14 protein-coding genes are annotated in these 17,245 nt (G+C 56.8%); 7 read left to right on the plus strand and 7 right to left on the minus strand.

What is annotated here, in order from left to right; translation table 11 throughout:
• Window positions 1–109: 109 nt before the first annotated feature.
• Entirely contained in the window at window positions 110–1,624 is a 1,515-nt protein-coding gene (trpE, locus tag RBB76_RS14610; protein WP_429630220.1) for an anthranilate synthase component I, read from the minus strand.
• Between the two features lie 230 nt (window positions 1,625–1,854).
• On the opposite strand from trpE, the gene RBB76_RS14615 reads away from it, so the two are divergent.
• Window positions 1,855–3,120, plus strand: a complete 1,266-nt coding sequence (locus tag RBB76_RS14615; RefSeq protein ID WP_429630218.1) for a Glu/Leu/Phe/Val family dehydrogenase — start codon at window positions 1,855–1,857, stop codon at window positions 3,118–3,120.
• Between the two features lie 85 nt (window positions 3,121–3,205).
• Here RBB76_RS14615 and RBB76_RS14620 read toward each other — a convergent pair whose 3' ends face one another.
• Entirely contained in the window at window positions 3,206–5,911 is a 2,706-nt protein-coding gene (locus RBB76_RS14620) for an FG-GAP-like repeat-containing protein (RefSeq protein ID WP_429630216.1), read from the minus strand.
• Between the two features lie 373 nt (window positions 5,912–6,284).
• Here RBB76_RS14620 and pgsA point away from each other — a divergent pair, with 373 nt between their 5' ends.
• Both pgsA and RBB76_RS14630 read left to right on the plus strand, forming a co-directional pair.
• Window positions 6,285–6,977: a CDP-diacylglycerol--glycerol-3-phosphate 3-phosphatidyltransferase gene (gene pgsA / locus RBB76_RS14625; RefSeq protein WP_429630214.1), complete on the plus strand. Its 693-nt coding sequence runs from the start codon at window positions 6,285–6,287 to the stop codon at window positions 6,975–6,977.
• A gap of 249 nt (window positions 6,978–7,226) precedes the next feature.
• Window positions 7,227–7,415 (plus strand): hypothetical protein, encoded by a 189-nt coding sequence (locus tag RBB76_RS14630; RefSeq protein ID WP_429630212.1) that lies wholly within the window; start codon window positions 7,227–7,229, stop codon window positions 7,413–7,415.
• Between the two features lie 19 nt (window positions 7,416–7,434).
• On the opposite strand, the gene RBB76_RS14635 is transcribed toward RBB76_RS14630, so the two are convergent.
• The 3 genes from RBB76_RS14635 to RBB76_RS14645 all read right to left on the minus strand — a co-directional run bounded on the left by RBB76_RS14635 (window position 7,435) and on the right by RBB76_RS14645 (window position 10,593).
• Window positions 7,435–8,088, minus strand: a complete 654-nt coding sequence (locus RBB76_RS14635; RefSeq protein ID WP_429630211.1) for a TonB family protein — start codon at window positions 8,086–8,088, stop codon at window positions 7,435–7,437.
• Between the two features lie 84 nt (window positions 8,089–8,172).
• Window positions 8,173–9,696, minus strand: coding sequence for a fumarate hydratase (locus tag RBB76_RS14640; RefSeq protein WP_429630209.1), 1,524 nt, complete (start codon window positions 9,694–9,696; stop codon window positions 8,173–8,175).
• Window positions 9,697–9,858: 162 nt separating this feature from the next.
• On the minus strand, window positions 9,859–10,593 hold the full coding sequence (locus RBB76_RS14645; protein WP_353066090.1) for an outer membrane protein: 735 nt from the start codon (window positions 10,591–10,593) through the stop codon (window positions 9,859–9,861).
• Window positions 10,594–10,734: 141 nt separating this feature from the next.
• On the opposite strand from RBB76_RS14645, the gene RBB76_RS14650 reads away from it, so the two are divergent.
• Window positions 10,735–11,292 carry a c-type cytochrome gene (locus tag RBB76_RS14650; protein WP_429630207.1) on the plus strand — a complete coding sequence of 186 codons (558 nt, stop codon included), beginning with the start codon at window positions 10,735–10,737 and terminating at the stop codon, window positions 11,290–11,292.
• 59 nt (window positions 11,293–11,351) lie between these two features.
• Here RBB76_RS14650 and RBB76_RS14655 read toward each other — a convergent pair whose 3' ends face one another.
• Window positions 11,352–12,548, minus strand: coding sequence for a DUF481 domain-containing protein (locus RBB76_RS14655; protein WP_429630205.1), 1,197 nt, complete (start codon window positions 12,546–12,548; stop codon window positions 11,352–11,354).
• A gap of 543 nt (window positions 12,549–13,091) precedes the next feature.
• Here RBB76_RS14655 and RBB76_RS14660 point away from each other — a divergent pair.
• Both RBB76_RS14660 and RBB76_RS14665 read left to right on the plus strand, forming a co-directional pair.
• Window positions 13,092–13,829, plus strand: a complete 738-nt coding sequence (locus tag RBB76_RS14660) for a GvpL/GvpF family gas vesicle protein (protein ID WP_353066096.1) — start codon at window positions 13,092–13,094, stop codon at window positions 13,827–13,829.
• Window positions 13,830–14,073: 244 nt separating this feature from the next.
• Window positions 14,074–15,654 carry an OmpA family protein gene (locus tag RBB76_RS14665; RefSeq protein ID WP_429630203.1) on the plus strand — a complete coding sequence of 527 codons (1,581 nt, stop codon included), beginning with the start codon at window positions 14,074–14,076 and terminating at the stop codon, window positions 15,652–15,654.
• A 144-nt stretch (window positions 15,655–15,798) separates the two neighbouring features.
• On the opposite strand, the gene RBB76_RS14670 is transcribed toward RBB76_RS14665, so the two are convergent.
• Window positions 15,799–16,020, minus strand: a complete 222-nt coding sequence (locus RBB76_RS14670; protein WP_183976537.1) for a hypothetical protein — start codon at window positions 16,018–16,020, stop codon at window positions 15,799–15,801.
• 130 nt (window positions 16,021–16,150) lie between these two features.
• On the opposite strand from RBB76_RS14670, the gene RBB76_RS14675 reads away from it, so the two are divergent.
• Entirely contained in the window at window positions 16,151–17,188 is a 1,038-nt protein-coding gene (locus tag RBB76_RS14675) for a zinc-dependent alcohol dehydrogenase family protein (protein WP_429630201.1), read from the plus strand.
• The last annotated feature ends 57 nt before the right edge of the window (window positions 17,189–17,245 follow it).

Below are 17,245 nucleotides of genomic sequence, written 5' to 3' on the forward strand. Positions count from 1 at the left end.
AATCCCGATCTTGCCGGAGAGGTTCGATCAAATCGAACTTCGGGTGGTCAGAAGCTTGAGTCGCGTCAGTCCATGGACGTGGTCAAGTCTATGGTCAAAGGCATCGCCCCTAAACTCCCCGCGCCCGCTCAATTGCCCTCACCACCGCCCGCGCCTTATTCACGGATTCCTCAAACTCTTTCTCCGGCACCGAATCTGCCACGATTCCCCCGCCCGCCTGAAAGTGCCCTTGCTTGCCGTTCATAAACAGCGTTCGAATTGCAATGCAGGAATCCAGATTCCCGCTGAAGTCTGCATAGAGAACGCTGCCGCCGTAGACTCCGCGCCGTGCTGGCTCCAGCTCTTCGATGATCTCCATGGCTCGAATCTTCGGTGCGCCGCTTAGCGTTCCTGCAGGGAAGCAGGCGCGAAACGCATCCAGCGCCCCCAACTCCGAACGGAGGGTGCCTTCAAGCGAACTCACCAGATGCATGACGTGGCTATAGCGTTCCACGAACATCAGGTCCTTTACCTTCACCGATCCAAACTCGCTCACGCGTCCCACATCGTTTCGTCCCAGGTCGACCAGCATGATGTGCTCGGCGACCTCCTTCTCGTCCGCGCGCAGATCAGCCTCCATTGCGCGGTCCGCCGCCTCATCGGCACCACGCGGCCGTGTCCCCGCGATTGGTCGATACTCCACCTCGCGCCCGTGCACGCGCACAAGCAACTCCGGCGAAGATCCCACGATATGCGCCAGGCTCGACTTCTTTGCGGTCTTGTCCTCTAGCCCAAAGCGCAAAAAATACATGTAGGGCGAAGGGTTCACGATGCGAAGTGCCCGATAAATTTCGAACGCATCGACTTCAGGGACACAATCAAACCGCTGTGAGATGACGCACTGAAACACGTCCCCTGACGCGATGTACTCCTTCGTCTTCTCTACGGCTTTTAGAAACGTAGCCTTCGGAGTTCTCGACATTATTTTGAGCTTGCCTTCCGGCCGCTTCTTCTTTCGGATTGGCAGCGCATTCGCCAGGCGTTTTTCCATCTTGTTTAGCCGCCGCACCGCTCGCTCGTAGGCACCTTCGCGAGACTCTCGCGTCAGGTCAGCCGTGACGATCAGGTGAATCTCCTTCTTCACGTGATCGAAGGCCAGCACCTGGTCAAAGAACATCAGGCATGCATCCGGCACTCCGAGTTCATCTTTGGCCAGCGAGGGCAACTTCTCAATCTGCCGCACGACGTCGTAAGCAAAGAACCCAACCGCACCCGCCGTAAACGGAGGGAGCCCCGGAAGTCGCGCCGGAGTATGCCCGCTGAGAGCGCGCTTCAGTTCTTCAAAGATATCTCCGTCGAAGGCTCGCTCCCGCCGTCCTTCGCGAACCGTAATGTGAGTTCCTCGAGCCGTCATCTTTTTGTACGGCTGAATGCCGATAAAGGTGTAACGACCGACATGCTCGCCACCTTCGACCGATTCAAGCAGAAACGCCTCCGGCTCCTCCGAGGCAATACGCAAAAATGCCGAAACCGGAGTCTCGAGGTCTGCCGTTACTGTCCGATAAACGGGCACCAGCGAGTGTTTACGGCTTAATTTCAGAAATTCACGAGCGGAGGGAAGGGAGTTTGAGTCAAAGGAAGGCATGGCTACATCCATCATAAATGCAGCTTTATGCGTGTTTTATGTACGACCGAATACACTTGACGATGGCGGCTCCTCCCCCGTTGGTTCGATTGCACATCGTCGTTCGGCGAGCCTATACTCCTCGAGTTTGGCCACAGACCGGTCTGGCACAAGCAGTATCCTGCTTCTAGCGGAGGCACATGATGGCCGGAGAATCGCTGATACCAGCAACAGAACAAAGGACAGTAAAAATGCAGACCCTTACGCTCGAGCAGGAGACTAATCCCTGGGAAGCCCAGGCCGCTCGGTTCGACTTTGCCGCACAAAAACTCAACCTCGATCAAGGCATCTGGAAGGTCCTTCGGTACCCCTCCCGCGAACTCATCGTTCACATCCCCGTCGGCATGGATGACGGCTCTATCGAAGTCTTCACCGGCTATCGTGTTCAGCACTCGGTTGCCCGCGGCCCCGCAAAGGGCGGCATCCGCTACTCCCCTGACGTCTCTCTCGACGAAGTTCGCGCCCTCGCCTCCTGGATGACCTGGAAGTGCGCCGTCGTCAACATCCCCTTCGGAGGCGCCAAAGGTGGCGTCATCTGCGACCCCAAAAAGATGTCCCAGGGTGAACTCGAGCGCATGACACGCCGCTACACCGCTGAGCTCATCGAATTCATTGGACCGGAAAAAGATGTTCCCGCACCGGACATGGGCACCGACGAGCAGACCATGGCCTGGATCATGGACACCTACTCCATGCACATGCGTCAGACCGTCAATGCCGTTGTCACCGGTAAGCCTGTCAACCTCGGCGGCTCTCGCGGTCGCAAGGAAGCTACCGGCCGTGGCGTCTCTGTTGTCTGCGACGAAGCGATGAAGCATCTCGGAATGTCCATTGATGGCTGCCGCGTCATCATTCAAGGCTTCGGCAACGTCGGCTCCAACTCCGCCAAACTGCTCGCACAGAAGGGCTACACGATCATCGGCATCGCCGAGTATGACGGCGGACTCTACAACCCAAACGGAATCGACATCCCGGCCCTGATCGAGCACCGCAAGAACGCCGGCACCATCAACGGCTTCACCGAGGCCGAGGCCGCCGACAAACGCGAACTCCTGACGTTTAACTGCGAGATTCTCATTCCCGCAGCGACCGAAAATGTCATCACCAGCAAAAACGCAGATCGCATTCGCTGCAAGATCTTGTGCGAAGGCGCTAACGGCCCCACCACCACGGTCGCCGACGAGATCCTCGCGGACAAGCGCGTCTTCATCATCCCGGATATTCTCGCCAACGCTGGCGGCGTTACCACCAGTTACTTCGAGTGGGTGCAGGATCGCATGGGATATTTCTGGACGGAGGCCGAGGTCAACCAGCGCCTCGACAACATCATGACCGAGAGCTTCACCGACGTCGTGACCTACGCGCAGAACCACGGAGTCAACAATCGCATCGCCGCCTATATGCTCGCAATCGACCGCGTAGCCTACACCACCAAGCAGCGCGGTATCTACGCCTAACTCCTAAATTCCGCCGCAAGAAAAGAGGCAGCTCAAAAGGCTGCCTTTTTTATTTTAGTAATCGCTGCTTCGATGATCAGAGAGGCTACTCTTTAATTGTTAGCCTTACTTTGGCCGTCACAATGCTCGCACTCTGTCCCGCCTCGGTCCCAATGACTCGAATCGTATAACTTCCAGGCTTCGTCCCGAGGTCCGTGCAGGTCGTGCATCCCGTCAGCGAAGCAATCCCCAGGATCGCAACTACCGCAATGAGCAAACTCTTGATCGCCCGTCTTGGGTTACCGGGTATGAGTACGACGAGGAAGGATGCGAGGATCATGCTCGCAAACGGCAGGCGAGCCGAAGTCGATTCAGAATCCGCGACCGCGCATGATCTCGGAGGCATTACGTTCAGTTGCAGCGTTGTCGTCCCGCCGCTGCCCGAAATCGTCTGTGTTTGAAAGGTGCAGGTCGCCTCTGTAGGTAGATCTCCGCACGACAGCTGCACCGGCTGCAAGAATCCCCACTGAGGGGCGACTGCGACTTGCAGGTTTACCGTTCCGCCCACTGTTGTGGTCGAAGAACCAGTTACCGAAATGCTGAATCTATCCGTCGTTTTCGCGAGCGGCAATACCGTCACGGTCACAGGTGATGAGATCGATCCCAGATGAGTCGCATCGCCCGAGTACGCCGCCGTCAGCGTATGTGTCCCTACGGCGAATCCGGTACCCGCACCTGGTGGGCAACTTGCCGCCTGCGTCACGACGATAGTGCAAATATTCGCCGCGCCGTCGAAAAAAGAGATCGTTCCAGTCGGCGTACTTCCATCACTCGCGGCGACCCATGCAGACCCACTCACCACTTGCCCGAAGTAGATCGTCGATGGTGTCGAAAGGGTAAAGAGTACCGTGGTTGGGATCTCCGGTACAGCCTTTGTCTTGATTCTGTTCAACAACACCGTGATCCCACCAGTGGTCACACCGCCGTTCACCGGTGTCGTTAGGCTGCCGATCGCCGTATTCGCGATCACCGTACCGCCATTGGCAATCACCAGATCCGCATATCCATCCTTGTTTACATCGCCCACCGAGATGGAGTTGATTCCCATTCCCGCCAGAAAGTGCTTTTCTTTGTCGAAGACTCGTCCGCCGAGATTAATCTGAACACTGACCACGTATCCGTCGCTCATGATCAGATCCGGACGCCTATCGCCGTTCACATCCGCCACGGCCAACTGGTAGAAGTTTCGCGACGGCGTCGTCACAACCGGATCGTCGAAGCCCCCATCGCTATTGCCGTACCAGATATAAATCGCGTTCGACGCAGCCGCTGTAGGATAAGCGTGATCCGCGCCAGTGTTGTCATACGCCGCGATTACATCCTGATTGCCATCCCCATCGAGATCTTCGGTCACCAATGCGACCTGCACAAGACCCGCGACAAGAGGCGCTCCCGGAAGATTCACAATCTGAGGGACTGGGGCTGCACTCATTTTCGAAGTCGTTGGCGTGGCAGCAGCACCGAACGTTCCATCTCCATTCCCGTGCAGCAGCAGCGCTTGCGTTGCCGCCACATTCACGATTGCATCTAGATTCTTCGAACCACTGAACTCTCCCAAAGCTCCGCTCAGTGCAGGTTTTCCTGCCGCAAACGCGCGTGAGCTTCCAAGACCTCCATCCGCGTCTCCAAGCAGAATCGCGATTCCTTCAGGCGAATCGACTGCAACATCGAGAACGCCATCGCCGTTAAAGTCACCAACCGCAAAGCTCGCTCGCCCGGGTCCCGCGTTGTAAATCCCACCCAGCGCAAGACCCAAATCACTCTTCTCCAGCAACACGCTCATGCCTGCCGGAGTCGCCGTATAAAAGATGTGTTGTCCTGAGGGACCGGTTACCGCGATCAGATGTCCTCCCAAACCTGTCGTCGCGCCCGCGCTCCTACTTCCGCCCTCCGGTAGGGTCGAAAAACTTCCATCCGCGTTTCCATGAAAGATCTCGATCTGTCCTTCGACGCCCTCCAACACAAGGTCGGGATGCCCATCGTCATCCACGTCATGCAGCAACATGCTCTGCGTCGCGCTCGACCCCGTGTAAACTCCTGCAGCTCTCAGCAGTCCATCGGCCGATCCAAGAAAAACATCTGCTTCCCCGGCTATGACCGATTGAATGACCAGGTCGATGTGACCATCACCGTTCAAGTCGGCAGTAGCTATTGGCCCCACACCTCTCCGGAGCTCGGTTCCGACGATCCTCACCAGAGTTCCGCTTTCGTCGCTCGTCAATGTGATCAACGAAGGGTTCGCAGCGTCCTCCACCAACAGATCCATAAATCCCGTATCGTGCAGCTGCGCGCCCATCACGTAACGGAACAGAGGTGCATTCGTTCCTAAAATCGCGAAGGTTCCAAGCTGCTGCGCGGGTGCAAATGTCCCATCGCCGTTTCCCAGCGCAAGATACGCTTTCCCAAGCCCAACCGCACCCCACACCCATGCCAGGTCCGCATGCCCATCATGATTGAAGTCTGCGACAGCAATCGACGCCCCCGCTGTGGGGATCGACTGGCCGGCCGCGAAGGTTCCGTCTCCGTTACTTAGCAAGACATGAGTTGTCGATGCGGTTGGGGTAGCACCGTAGTCGGTATAGATCAGGTCCGTCCGGCCGTCGCCGTTCAAATCCGCTGCCAGAACTCCGGATGGCCAGCTCCCGGTCGAGATCACCAAAGGCTGTTGAAACTGCTGGGCCATCGCAGCCATGGCCAACAGGCTCAGAGTGCAAACGGTGATTGTCTTCGGCAGAACACTTCGGATCAGCATGTCGCACGCTCGAACTGTCTTCTCTATCGGCGTCTTCGAGCGAAGGTAGAGGCGCTCTGAGGGGAAAGGAGTTATGCAGGGGAACTCACGTTCCTAAGTAGGCGGCCTTAGGTGAGCCGTTGGACCTGTCTCGGGGAGTCAGGAACTTCTCTAACTCTTCCAACCGTCTCGCCGATATCTCTCAAGAAAGTCTGTCTCCCTGCTGGACAACCTGAATCGTGACAAAGAGATGCCGACGGGAGCATCGGCCTGGGTTTCTGCATGGCATCACGCCCTGCAACTTCAGCCAGCGTGAGCCTTTCCCACTTTCACGCGTCTTACTGTGGCAGAATGCTATTGTCGGTGCCTCTACCGCAAGCCGCGTAACCTCTCGATGAATCTGCCGAACTCCATCACGATGAGCCGTATCGCATGCGTCCCGCTGCTCATCTGGATGCTCTCGCCCGCGTTTCCCTTTACCGGTGGTCACGGCGCCATGGGCCTGCGCGGAGGCGAGCAGGAGATCATCGCCAGCATCGTCTTCATCCTCGCCAGCATCACCGACGGCCTCGACGGCTACCTCGCACGCCGACGCAAACAGATCACCACAATGGGTATGCTTCTCGACCCCCTGGCCGACAAGCTCATGGTCACAGCCGCCTACATTATTCTGGTGGCCTATAACCCCCGCGTCGTTCCACCATGGATCGCGGTCCTAGTCATCGGTCGCGAGTTCCTGGTCTCTGGCCTGCGCAGCATCGCCGCGGCTGAAGGCTTTACAATCGAAGCCAGCGAGATCGGCAAGCTCAAGACCGTCATTCAGATCGTCTCCGTCGTCGCGGCCATCCTCGCGCACCGATGGGACTACTGGAACTGGGGCGGGTACATCGTCGGCGTTCACTTCATCGCCGTCACGGCCATCTACTGGATGACCATTGTCTCGATCATCTCTGCGGTCGACTACTTCATCGGTTTCTGGAAGAAGATTGACCACGCCTCCGACAAACGCCGCAAGCGCCGCAGCTTCGTCCTAAGCCGTAAGCCCAAACCGGTGCCGCCAGCAGAGCATCCCTCCCGCATCTCCTAAGTTCTGGAGGAGTTGCAGTTGAACGAAAATTGATGTGGTCTGGATCTCGGGCCTGTGGCATACTGCTGGTGTCGGAGCGCTCTCCGCTCGACGCACGACCGGGCCTTGTTCTCGGATCGAAATCGTCTCCAGCGAACGAACAACACCTATCCGAGTCAACTGTGATGCTTTGCAGGCTTCCTCATGAGCGAGGAGCGCTGCCTTCTTATTCCCTAAGCCGCCTCTTGCGAGAGGTCCTGGAGAAGTCACATGTCTGAAGAAATCGTTGCTCTAATCATCACCGTCGCCATCATCGCGCTCTTGTTCGCCTGGGCGCCATTTCTGAACTTTATCTGCCCACCCTGCGGCCGCTTTCTTGCCCAGCGCCGCATGGAAAAAGAAACGGCTGCAAAACAGTCAATCAAGAAGCACCCACAAATTGCCGCAATCCGGCGATAGTTTTCTAGGTTCGAAGCGATCAGGGCTTGCTCGTAACCTTGCTGGAAGATCCTGGACCCATCGTTCGATAGTCAAACGTAACGTCTGTTCCGAATCGCACGGGCTCGGTACCAGCCATCAACGGCTTGAAGCTCCAACCGTGCATCGCATCGATTGAGCTACTCCGCAACATCTCAGGTCCACTGACTATGAGAGCTTTTTCGACCGCTCCTGAACTTGAAACAACCGCTCGTACAACAACTGACCCACTTACACGCGCGGCCGATGCGAGGGGAGGGTACGTAGGCTGCTTTCGCGTCAGAACCATATCGGAAACCTGACTGGAAGTGAGTTTCCGCAGGAAATAGCGCGTGGCATCTTTATTCTGCTCCAGAATAATGCCGTCAGTTCCGTCGCCCGTCAATTGCACTACCCAGTTACAGGAAACTTCATCTTCCGGAACCTGGTAGATGATTCGCACGCAGGCGTTCGTCGTCTGGGGGCAGGAGGAGGGCGCGTTTTTACCCACCGACCACGCTCCATTGGACGGCAGGGGCTTGCCTGTTTTTTCTACGACGACCGTTGGGTCAAGAAGAATTTGCTTCAGCATCGCCTGGATTGCTTGAGCGCCAACGTCCTGTAAGCCTGGTGAGGTAGCTTTCCCAGCTTGTTGAGCGCTCACCAGTGAAGCCATGCATATCAGAGATGCAATCGCCAATAAAGAGAAGCAGGGAGTTGCCCGAAGACTAACGCTCATTTATTAGGCCTTTCAATTCGATCACTGCAGAATCGGAATTCCGGCAATTCTACGCGACCACTCCTCTGGACCAGTCGTATGCACGCTGGTTCCCTTGCTATCGACGGCCACGGTCACAGGCATATCCTGCACTTCGAACTCGTAGATCGCTTCCATGCCGAGGTCCGCGAACGCCAGCACCTTCGAGCTTTTGATCGCCTTCGAGACCAGATACGCCGCGCCGCCGATTGCAATCAGGTACACGGCTTCGAACTCGCGAATAGCGTCGATTCCAGCAGGTCCGCGCTCTGCTTTGCCGATCATGCCCAGCAAACCGGTCTCAGCCAGCATCTGCCGTGTGAACTTGTCCATGCGCGTCGCCGTCGTCGGCCCAGCAGGCCCAACGGCTTCGTCACGCACTGCTTCGACAGGCCCAACGTAGTAGATAAATCGGTTTTTGAAGTCGACGGGCAGCTTTTCGCCACGCGTTAGCATGTCGGTCATTCGCTTGTGCGCAGCATCGCGCCCCGTCAACAGCTTGCCCGAGAGCAGAATCACCTCGCCCGGCTTCCACGTCTTCACGTCCTCATGCGTCACAGTGTTCAGATCAACTCGCCGCGCCGTGTGTACGTCATATTCGAGTTTCGGCCAAGCATCCAGCTTCGGCGGATCTACCATCACCGGCCCGCTTCCATCTAGCTTGAAGTGGAGATGCCGTGTCGCCGCGCAGTTTGGAATCATCGCGACCGGCAGGTTCGCCGCGTGCGTTGGAAAATCCATGATCTTCACATCCAGCACAGTCGTCAGGCCGCCCAGCCCCTGCGCGCCGATTCCCAACCGATTGACCTTGTGATACAGCTCAATCCTCAGCTCTTCGATCTTCGTCTTTGCTCCCCGGGCGATCAACTCCTGCATGTCAATCGGATCCATCAGCGACTCTTTCGCCATCACCATCGCTTTCTCCGCAGTCCCTCCAATTCCGATCCCGAGCATCCCTGGGGGGCACCAACCCGCACCCATCGTCGGCACCGTCTTCAGCACCCAGTCCACAATCGAGTCGGACGGATTGAGCATCGCGAATTTGCTCTTCGCCTCCGAGCCTCCGCCCTTAGACGCTACCGTTACGTCAACATCCCCGCCTTCGACCAACTCCACCACCACCATCGCCGGGGTATTGTCGCCAGTATTTCTCCGCGTAAACGCCGGGTCTTCAAGGATGCTCGGCCGCAACACGTTGTCAGCATTCCTCCAAGCTTCGCGCACGCCTTCATCGACCATCTCCTGCATCGTCATCATGCCGCCAATGCCAGGCTCCCAGCGGACATCCATCCCCACCTTCACAAACGCCGTAACAATCCCCGTGTCCTGGCAGATTGGCCGATGACCCTCGGCGCACATGCGCGAGTTGATCAGAATCTGCGCCATCGCATCCTTAGCGGCGTGGCTCTCTTCCATCTCATACGCCCGCGCCAGGTTCGTAATGTAGTCCACCGGGTGATAAAAGCTGATGTACTGCAGCGCATCCGCCACACTCCGGATAAAGTCGTCCTGCTTGATCGTTGCCATTACAAACTGCCTCCACGATGATTCCGCTACAGCATTTTACTTGCGCCCCAGCATCTCTGGCCCCAAGGTCTACGTGAATCCACGACCCAAGATCAAGTCAGCCCAAAACAAAATGGGTGCAGCGAGATCTCTCGCCGCACCCGTTTCAAAATCAGCCGCCTCTTACTTGATCTTTCCGAACCGATACACAACGCCGACATTGACGCCAAAGTTGTTCTGGATCGTGCTCTGCGGCCCATGCGTCAGATCCAACGGATCGAGCCGGAAGAATGTCGCCAAGTATGTTGGAGAAACCCGGAACGCGATATTCGGATAGAAGTTGTAGTCAAAGTTGGCGCCCAGGGCGAACGCGGGCTTGGTTGCGTCCTGCCACACTCCGATATCCTTTGACTGAAAGCCCTTGGCGTCACCGTCAAACTTGCCCAGCGCTGCTCCGCCCTCGCCAGTCACGGTCACCGCAATCTTCTCTTTCGCGTACACCCGGTACGCCACTCCGCCCAGAAATGGATACTGCGAGATCTGCGGATTGAAGGGAAGGGTAACGGGCGAGCCAAGGTTATTCGCGATCTTCGCATTCCCATACGCGCCGCGAACTTCGCCGATAATGCCCAGCTTCGGATTGAGGAAGTAGGTTCCCGTCATCCAAAACGTGACCTCATTATTCCTCTGCAGCAATGAGCCGGACTTGAATCGCATGTAGCCGCCGCCGCCTGCGACCTCATATCGATGGTCGTAAGTCTCCGCAGTCGTCCTCGCTATGCGAGCCTTGCGATTGGCGCTCGACTCCCGCCGCGTTCTATGCGTTACCTGTGCCTGTACAGCAACCGCTCCGCTGGCCATCAATCCTGCCAGCAACAATCCTGCCACCTTCTTTACACTCGACCTGAAACCGAACATCAACGATTACTCCTGCACAAGCTTGGCTTTGCTATTGTGGAACTTAAGACCTGCTGGCTGGAAACCCAACTGCGGCCATCCCCTTATTAGAACATCCGCCGCGCCTCAAAGCGGCCCTCACCCCGAAGGAGTTTCCTCAAGATGGCGAAAAAAAGCAGCAGCGGTGGTGGTTTTGGCAAGGTCTTTCTCGGTTTTCTGCTAGGAATTGTCGCCGTTGCGCTCGGGCTCTTTGCCTATCTCAAGTTCGGCCCGCTGCCGGTCGCCGTGGCCGATGCACCGCTCCCCTTCGAAAAGCAGATCGTTCGGCTGCCTCTTGACGCACGCATCGAGCGCGAGTCCAAAGCCGCTCCATTCGGTATCAGCGAAGATGTCTTCGAATCGGGAGCACACATCTATCGGGCTCAATGTGCCAGCTGTCACGGCACTCCCGGCCGCGACGTAGCGTTCGCCAAGACGATGTTCCCCACCGCGCCGCAGCTTTGGAAGAAGCACGGGAAGAGCGACGTCGTCGGCGTCAGCGATGACGAACCCGGAGAGACGTATTGGAAGGTGGCCAACGGCATCCGTCTTTCCGGCATGCCGTCTTACAAGCACGTACTCTCCGACACGCAGATGTGGCAGGTCAGCCTGCTCCTCAAGAATGCCGATAAAGAACTACCGGGTCCGGTCACCCAGATCCTCGACTCGCCGACTCCGTAACGCCTATTCACGGAACGGTCTCGGCATCTCGCACCGAGACCGTTTCTCATGAGGCCGCGCTACTTCAGCGTGTAAGTCACACCCGTCACGAACTGGAAGCTGTTGTTCTTATATCCAAATGCAGGATTACTCAAGTAGTTATCCTGCAGGTCGAGATTGAGGCTGAATCGCTTGTAGGTGGGCAGCACCAATCCAGCATCGAAGATAGCGGAATAGATGCTGAGATCATTCCACGCCGGTATGAACGTGCCGCTTTCCGTGAATAGGATCTTCCGCGGCAAAGTCCGATGATAGAGCTCGGTAAAGCTCGATCCGATCAGATCGTTGCTTGTATTAGGCGGCACGAAGTTCTGTCGTTCATAATGAACGTCCGCCTTGACGTCAAACTCCTGAACCGGCGTCTTGATCACGGTATAGCCAATACCAGCGCCATAGATCTGCTGCAGATTCAGGCCTTGTGCGAAGTTGTGATCAAACGATAACCCCACCAACCCATAGAGCCGTGGCGTGAAGTACTTATCGTGCTCAGCATCTGCATGGAAGATATTGGTCTTTGCTACTGAGTCAGGCGTCGGTGGCGTCGTCTGAGGAATTACTGGCTGCGTCAACTTCCCATATGTCTCCAGCACGTCGACGGTGTCGCGGGTCCGCGGCGGCAGAAACGCGACGGATGGGACCAGCCGTATCAGGTTCAGCGCCGCAGTGAACGTCTCTCCATAGTTGGTCCCTTCAACCAACGTCACTCCCCCGGTCACTCCTCCGGTCCAGTCTTGGAAGATTCCCGGGTTTCCGGTCACCTCTTTGGTGTAAGTCGCATCGTCGATCAAAACGGACAGATCCTTCACCGGAACCGTTTCGACGGTGCTGGAGGAAGTATCATCCGACAGGGAGATCACACTGTCCTGATAGCTGATTGTTGCTGGCTTCTTGGAGGTACGGGTGACCTCTTCCCCGTTCTTCAAAGCCACGAACTTACCGGCTGTATGCAGCTCTTTGATCTTGTCCGCGGTTACGGTGATTTCGCCGACTATATCGCTCTTAAATACAAAAGAGTTGCCAGTCGCCCGCTCCAGGGTTCCCGTCAACTGATCGCCATTGGTAAACACAATGACATCGGGACTCGGTTGGGCCGCAGGGCTCTGGGCCCATACCTGCGGTGCCACGTGAAACAGGGTGCCTGTGATGAGGCTCAAGACAAACAGACTGTGCCACTTACCGCGCCTGCTGCCAGGGGGAATTTCGTAGTTTGGGCTCATCCGTTAAAAATAGCCTAGCCCGTGGGGAAGTCGAGGAACTTCCGAGGTAAATATTGCAACCGGTTGTTCGTGTCATTGAAAAGCGTTGCGTCCGGTCGGCATTTCCAGACCGACATTCTGCTCCGAGACCAATCACTTCGTCCGATCCGCCTTCCTGGCGAACCCCACGCCGGTTCTGTCCAGCCTCGAAAAAACTTCAGCTGAAGAGTAGATCGCGGACTGTAAGCTTCTCGATCTATGTCCCTTCGGATCAGCCCAATTGGTATGACCTCTCGTAGGAGCTGGCGAAGTGAAAAATTGCGAGAAGTCTCCGCACAGAAAATAGTGCATCTCTCCCGCGAAGAAAGTGTTGCCAATCGTACTCCAATAGGCTTACTATCCGTTTCGGTTCGGCGGAGTTTGCGGTAAATCGCACGCTTCTCAGGGCCAAGAAACCTATTGAAATGAAGAGTTCCCTCAAAATTTTCGTATCGGTTTGAGTTACATAACCAACTTCCTGATGGGGCAGTTAGACCCCTCAGCGCGCTCGGAAGGATATAAATTATGGCATGGTACGCGTATTGCGTCGCAGAGAGACAAGCATTTCCAGAACTTTGCCGCCACCGCCGCCCGATGCCCCTGACCAACGTCTCGGGGCTCTTCGGTAATCAAACTTTTCTCTTTCCTGCCAGTGACTTGGCGGTCATCGTCTCCGAACACAGCCCCGAAGACACCGCCCGGCTCGACCAGCAGGCCGCCAAAGATCACGCCCGCGTTGTCGCAGATTGTTTCAAGCTTTCCACCGTTCTGCCCTTCCGTTTTGGCACGACTTTTCAGGATGACGACGCCCTGCGCCGCTCCGTTCGCTCCAATCAGCGTCACTTCCAAGCCAATGTCGAGCGTCTCCGCGGCAAAGCTGAAATGCATCTCAAAGTTCTGGTCGACGACATCTGCCCCGGCAACTCAGCCCGCGATATGACAGTTGGTCAGCAGTATCTGACCAGCCTGCGCGAGAGCGCCAGCCGTCAACGCGAGCGTCAGTCCAAGGCCCGCGCGCTCTCCATCCAGATGCACCGCATGTTCCTGCCGCTTGCTGAAGAGATCACCTGCAAACGAATGGATACCGGCAAGATGCTTCTCGACATCGCCCACCTCATCGACAACAAGACCGTGGAGCGCTATCAGAACAAGTACACCTCCGCCACGCTGGAGCTCAAAGACTGCCGGATGCAGCTCTCTGGCCCCTGGCCCCCGTACCATTTCGTGCATCGCACCACGCCGCAGCATCAGCACAGCGCATAAAATAACTTGCTTCAGAAGACGGGCGACCCACATTCAATGAGGGTGGCCCGTTTTCTTCGCTCATCCCGGCAAGCCTATTTTTTTCAATATCTTATCGTTCATCAAGATATAAGGAGCGCCATCTCAAGCAGTAGCCCTCTGGACACCCTTTGCCCCGTCCTCCGCATCGCATGATATAACCGCCAAGCGTGAGGAAAGTTCCGCGCGCCTGCGCATAAGCTCGTGTACGGCAAGGAGATCGTGAATGTATCGCAACAAGAACTTGTTTACTGCCCTAATGGTTTTTGCCGGGCTTTGTGGATCGACATCGGTGGCGTTGCACGCACAGGAGCCAAACCCCACCGCCCAGACGGCTCCCGCTCAGGACTCAAACGAGATCAAAAAAGGGGACAATGGAATCTATCTTTATCGCGTGAAGGTAGTCCAGCGCGACCTCGACGCTGTTAACTACCTGCACCGCAGCGGTTCGACCAATATCGCGTTCAAGGGCACAGCCCTTCTTCCGCTTGCCAAAGGCGAGGCGAAGGTTACAAGCGAACGCGGCGGAATCCATATTGAAGCTCGATTCCAGGGCCTTACTCCGGCCAACGGTTTCGGCCCCGAGTACCTAACTTACGTCCTCTGGGCAATTACTCCGGACGGCCGCCCGAACAACCTGGGCGAGGTTCTCCCCTCAAACAACAAGAACAACATCGAAGTCACAACCGCCCTGCAGTCTTTCGGAATGATCGTCACGGCAGAACCCTACTTCTCCGTGACCCAGCCAAGCGATGTCGTAGTACTGCAAAACGTGATCATCAACGACAAGACCACAGGCGTCCTGGAAAAAGTGAACGCACATTATTCTCTGCTGGCACGTGGCTCCTACGCTCAGACCGAAGGCTCTACCTCGAACCTCAATCCCATCACCCGGAATGAAAAGTCTCCGCTCGAGCTCTATCAGGCCAACAACGCCATCCGCATCGCACAGGAGGCCGGGGCCGACAAATATGCCCCTGACATCATGGCTGAAGCCAAGCAGGATCTTCGCAACGCCACCGATATCGATCAGAACAAAAAAGCCGATCGAAGGCTGGAGATAACCTTCGCCCGTCAGGCCGTGCAGCGTGCTGAAGACGCCCGTCTCGTCACTCTGCGCAAGCAGGCCGCCGAACGTCAGCTGAACGCCGACAACGCCAAGCGTGACGCCGAGGCGGCGGCCCAGCAGTCGCAGCTACAAGCTCAGCAGTCTCAACTTGAGGCTGAACGCGCCCGCGCCGCCCAGGCAGAAGCCGACGCCGACCGTGCCCGTGCCGAGGCCGCCGCTGCCGAAGCGCAGGCCCGCGCTGCCGCCGCCAACAAGAGCGCAACAGACGCAAACGCCGTTCGTGAGAAACTGCGTTCTCAACTCAATAGCGTCCTTGCCACCAGCGAATCGGCCCGCGGCCTCATCGTCAACATGTCCGACGTCCTCTTCGATACAGGACGTTACACCCTCAAGCCCAACACGCAGATCAGTCTGGCGAAGGTCTCCGGCATCCTGCAAGCCTATCCCGGTCTAAAGGTCCAGGTCGAGGGTTATACCGACAGCGTCGGTAGCGATGCATACAACCAGAAGCTCTCTGAAAATCGCGCCGACGCCGTTCGCGACTTTCTGGTCACACAGGGAGTACAGCCGGATAACATCACCGCCACTGGTTACGGCAAGGCCAAACCTGTAGCGGACAACGCGACCGCACAAGGCCGATCCCAAAACCGCCGGGTCAACCTTGTCGTCTCGGGAGACGCCATCGGAGTAGAACAAAGCAGCCCTGATGCCACGCCAGCTCCGGCAACTCCTCAGTAAACCTGTTTCTCGCAAACCAGGAAGGGCCGCTCGTAGCGGCCCTTCTTTTTGCCAGCCCCAAATGTCCACAATCAAATAAGCCGCTCAATGTCACGCGCAGTCGCTCCTGAACCAGCTTACCCACTCCTCACGGGAGTCGAAACTCTACATGTGGATTGACCAACCAAGTTCAGAGAGCTTCTCTTCGATATCGGCAAGCGCAACCGTAAGAGCGGATCGTCGGTGCGGGCTTGAGGTCCGCTCCGAAAGAATTCGTTCCCGTTGCAGTTCCAGCGCCTGTCGCTTTCGTTTACGTTCTGCCACCTCGGCATTATCATTTGCGGTGACAGGCTTCGGAGCGGCAGCCTGATTTTGCTGTTCTTCCACGGATTTACTCTCCCATCCTCGCGACATAACGTTCATTCTACGCCGTCATATATCAATATATAAATAGTTTCGCCGCTCTAGCCTGCCGTATCTTCCGAATCAATCAGCATACAAATGCATCAGAGGAACCATGCGCGCATACCCCGTCCAGCAATTCGGCATCGACCACCTCCGCCAAATCGATCTACCGACGCCGCAAACAGCACCCGGCACCGTCCTGATCAAAGTTCACGCTGTCGCTCTTAACTACCGCGACCTGATGGTCGTAAAAGGCCTCTATAACCCGAAGATGGCCCTCCCCCGCATTCCCTGTTCCGATGGAGCGGGAGAGGTTGTCGCCATCGGCGAAGGCGTCACTCGAGTCAAAGTCGGCGATCGAGTCTGCGGCATCTTCATGCAGCGCTGGCTCGACGGCCCTCCCACCGCGGAAAAATCTAAGGACGCACTTGGCGGAGATGTGGACGGGATGCTCGCCGAATATGCTCTCCTTCACGAACAGGGAGTCGTTGGCTTTCCTGAACACTTGTCCTATGAAGAAGCCTCGACTCTGCCCTGCGCCGGCGTCACCGCGTGGAACGCACTTCATCACGCCGGAGACCCCGCCAATCCAATTGAGCCTGACGCAACAATCCTCATTCAGGGCACTGGCGGAGTCTCCATCTTCGCGCTGCAATTCGGCAAGCTTCTCGGAGCCCGCATTCTCGGCACCTCCTCCAGCGAAGAAAAATTATCCCGCGCCCGCTCTCTCGGTCTCGACGAAGGGTGCAACTACAAACAGCGCCCCGACTGGTCCAAATGGGTTTCCGAGACTACTGCAAATAAAGGGGCAGACCGCATCATTGAAGTCGGCGGCGCCGGCACCTTCGGACAGTCCCTACGAGCAGCCCGCGTCGGTGGAACCATCGCGCAGATAGGCATCCTCTCGGGCGGTTCCACCACAGACCCACTCGCTCTTACCCCCATCCTGCACAAGCAACTGCGCGTGCAGGGCATCTACGTCGGCTCCCGCACGATGTTCGAACAAATGAATGCAGCCATCGCAAAGTCACGTCTGCATCCGGTGGTCGACAAAGTCTTCGATTTCAACCAATCCGCCGAGGCCTTCGCACACATGGAATCCGCCTCTCACTTCGGCAAAATCGTCATCCGCATCACGACGCAACAGTAGGGGGAGGGCAATTTCTGAGTGCAACATATTGACGATGCGAAATAGTCAGCTCCGCAC

The sequence above is a fragment of the Tunturiibacter psychrotolerans genome (genome assembly GCF_051013365.1).
Taxonomy (GTDB): Bacteria; Acidobacteriota; Terriglobia; order Terriglobales; family Acidobacteriaceae; genus Edaphobacter; species Edaphobacter psychrotolerans_A.